Annotated in this window: 1 protein-coding gene and 1 pseudogene; both read right to left on the bottom strand. The window is 70.3% G+C overall.

Translation table 11 applies throughout. The annotated features are described in order from the left end of the window. Positions 1 to 148 precede the first annotated feature (148 nt). Positions 149 to 2,356, bottom strand: coding sequence for an MMPL family transporter (locus tag ACZ3IJ_RS32395; protein ID WP_467474100.1), 2,208 nt, complete (start codon positions 2,354 to 2,356; stop codon positions 149 to 151). 261 nt (positions 2,357 to 2,617) lie between these two features. Next, a pseudogene (locus ACZ3IJ_RS32390) lies at positions 2,618 to 2,758 on the bottom strand (2-oxoacid:ferredoxin oxidoreductase subunit beta); the annotation flags it as partial.

Here is a 2,758-nt window from a genome sequence, read left to right as displayed (position 1 = left end):
GTGATCACCGCGCGGGCTCACTCAAACCGGGCGCACTTCGCCCTCTTCAAGACGATGCGCCACCCCCTTATCGGCCTAACCCCCGCCCCGCAGACGTTGCCGGCCCCCGGGTACCGCCCCCCCCCCGCCACGGTCATGTCCGGACGGTTCAGACGGCCGGGACCGGCTGCCGCTCGGCGTCGTCCGCCGCGTCGCCCTCACTGAGGCCGACCCGGTCGTGCAGCCTGCGCAGACCCTTCGGGGCGTACCAGGCGGCTCCGCCGAGGATGCGCATCGCCGCGGGCACCAGGACGCCGCGCACGAGGAGTGCGTCGATGACCACGGCGAGACCGCTGCCGATGCCGAACATCATCAGGAAGCTGATGTCGCTCGTGCCGAAGGCGAAGAAGCTGACCGAGAGCAGACCGGCGGCGACGGTGACGATCCGTCCGGTCCTGGCGAGTCCCTGCGTCACGACGGTGTCGCGGTCGTGACCCGCGTCGTGGAGCTCCTTCATCCGGCTGGTCACGAACACCTCGTAGTCCATCGAGAGTCCGAAGGCCACGCAGAAGAAGAGCACGGTCATCGAGGTGTCCAGCGGCTGCGGTGTGAACCCGAGCCACGAGGAGAGATGGCCGTCCTCGAAGATCCAGACCATCACGCCGACCGAGGCGGTGAGGCTGACCGCGTTCAGCAGGAGCGCGCGCAGGGGCTGCACGATGCTGCCGGTGAAGAGGAACAGAAGGATGAAGGTGGTGACGACGATCAGTCCGGCGGCGATGGGCAGCCGGACGCCGATGGAGTGCTTGGAGTCGACCAGGCGGGCGTCCTGGCCGCCGACGAGCACCTCGGTGCCGGTGGGCGGAGCGACCGCGCGGATCTCCTTGGCGAGGCTCTGGGCCTCGTCCGACTTGGTCTCGTGGCCGATGGTGACGATGAGCCGCTGGGCGTCGTCGCGGCCGAGTGCCGCGGCGGCGGGACCGGGCTTCCCCGCGGCACCGTCACGGTACGAGCCCGTGCTGGTGGCCACCTGCTCGACCCCGTCGAGCCGGGACACCTCCTTCGCGTACTCCTGGAAGGCGGGGCCGGTCGCACCGTTCAGCGCGACGATCTGGACGGCGTTGTTGTCGTCGCCCGGGAAGTCGGCCTGGAGCTGGGTCGCCACCTGGCGGCTGCCCGCGCTCTCGGGAAGGACGCGCTCGTCCGGCGTGCCGAAGGTGACGGAGAGCAGGGGGCTCGCGGCCAGCAGCATGATGGCGAGGACCGGGAGCGCGGTCAGGGCGGGCCGGCGCATGACCAGGGCGGCGAGCTTGCCCCAGAACGGTGTGTCGGTGCGCTGTACACGTGCGGCCCAGGGCAGACGGCCCTTGTTCACCCGCGCCCCGAGGGCGGCGAGCAGCGGCGGGATGACGAAGAGGGCGCTGAGCGCCGAGATGAGGACGACGCCGATGCCCGCGTAGGCGAAGGAACGGAGGAAGAAGGGCGGGAAGATGAGCAGCGCGGCGAGCGCGGCGATGACCGTGGCCGCCGAGAAGACGATCGTCCGGCCGGCGGTCTGCACGGTACGGCGCAGGGCGTCGTCGACCTCCGCGCCCGCGGCCAGCTGCTCGCGGAACCGGCTGACCAGCAGCAGCGCGTAGTCGATGCCGAGGCCGAGGCCGAGGGCGGTCGTCAGGTTGATGGCGAAGACGGAGACCTCGGTGGCGCTGCCGATGACGAAGAGCTCCGCGAAGGTCCCCATGACCGCGAACATCCCGATGACCAGCGGGAGGAGCGCCGCGACGACACTGCCGAAGGCGAGGACGAGCAGGATGAGGGTGATGGGTACGGCGATGGCCTCGGCCACCGCGAGGTCCTTGCCCACCTGGGTGGTGACGTCGTTCATGATCGCGGAGAGGCCGCCGGCCTGGACGTCGACGCCGTTCTTGACGCCGCCGTACTCCTCGATCAGTTCCTTGGCGAGGTCGGCGCGTTCGTTCTCGTCACCGTTCACGTGCGCGAGGACGAGGGCCTTCTTGCCGTCGTGCGAGGTCAGGGCCTCGGCGCCGGTCTCCCAGTACGAGATGACGTTGCCGACCTTCGAGTCCTTCTTGAGCCCCTCGGTGAGGGTACGGCCCCGCTCCTCGACGGCCGGCGAGTCGAGCGGGCTGCCGTCCACGGCGCGGACGAGCAGGACAAGGTCGGTCTCGCCGCCGAACTTCTCGTCGATGACGCTCTGGGCGCGCGCGGAGGGTGCGTCGGGGTCGTCGAAGCCGCCGCTGAGCAGCTTGCCGAAGGCCCCGACCCCCAACGCTCCCATGAGCACGACGGCGGCGGCGGCGATCACGAGAAGTAACCGGGTTCTGCGCAGTGCGAGTTCGGCGATCCTGGTGAGCACGGTGGGCACTTCCCTTGGTGAGTCGAGGGTGGAGACGCGGTGGGACCGCGCGAGGACGTGGGGGCGGCGTGGCCCCGGCCGCACATTCGGGGCCGCACCACGAGCCGCGATCCGAGCGGCGACGAACCCGCTCCGCACGGAGGGGGTGAAACCAGAATAGACAGTAGCACTAGCCGTTGTCTACTGAAAGGCCGTGCCGGGGAGCGGACGAAGCCCGGCCCCTTGTACGGGGCCGGGCTTCGTCGGACACGCGGTGCTCCGTCAGCCGGCGACGGTCCAGCTGTCGTTGCCGGTGAGCAGGGGGAGGAGGTCGCCCTTGCCGTGCTGCTCGATGGCGGTCTCCAGCTGGTCGGCCATGAGGGTGTCGTAGACCGGGCGCCGGATGGAGCGGAAGACGCCGAT

The organism is Streptomyces sp. NPDC013317 (assembly GCF_055563155.1).
Note: the sequence above shows the minus strand (reverse complement) of the source record. Positions and strands in the feature narration are given on the sequence as shown.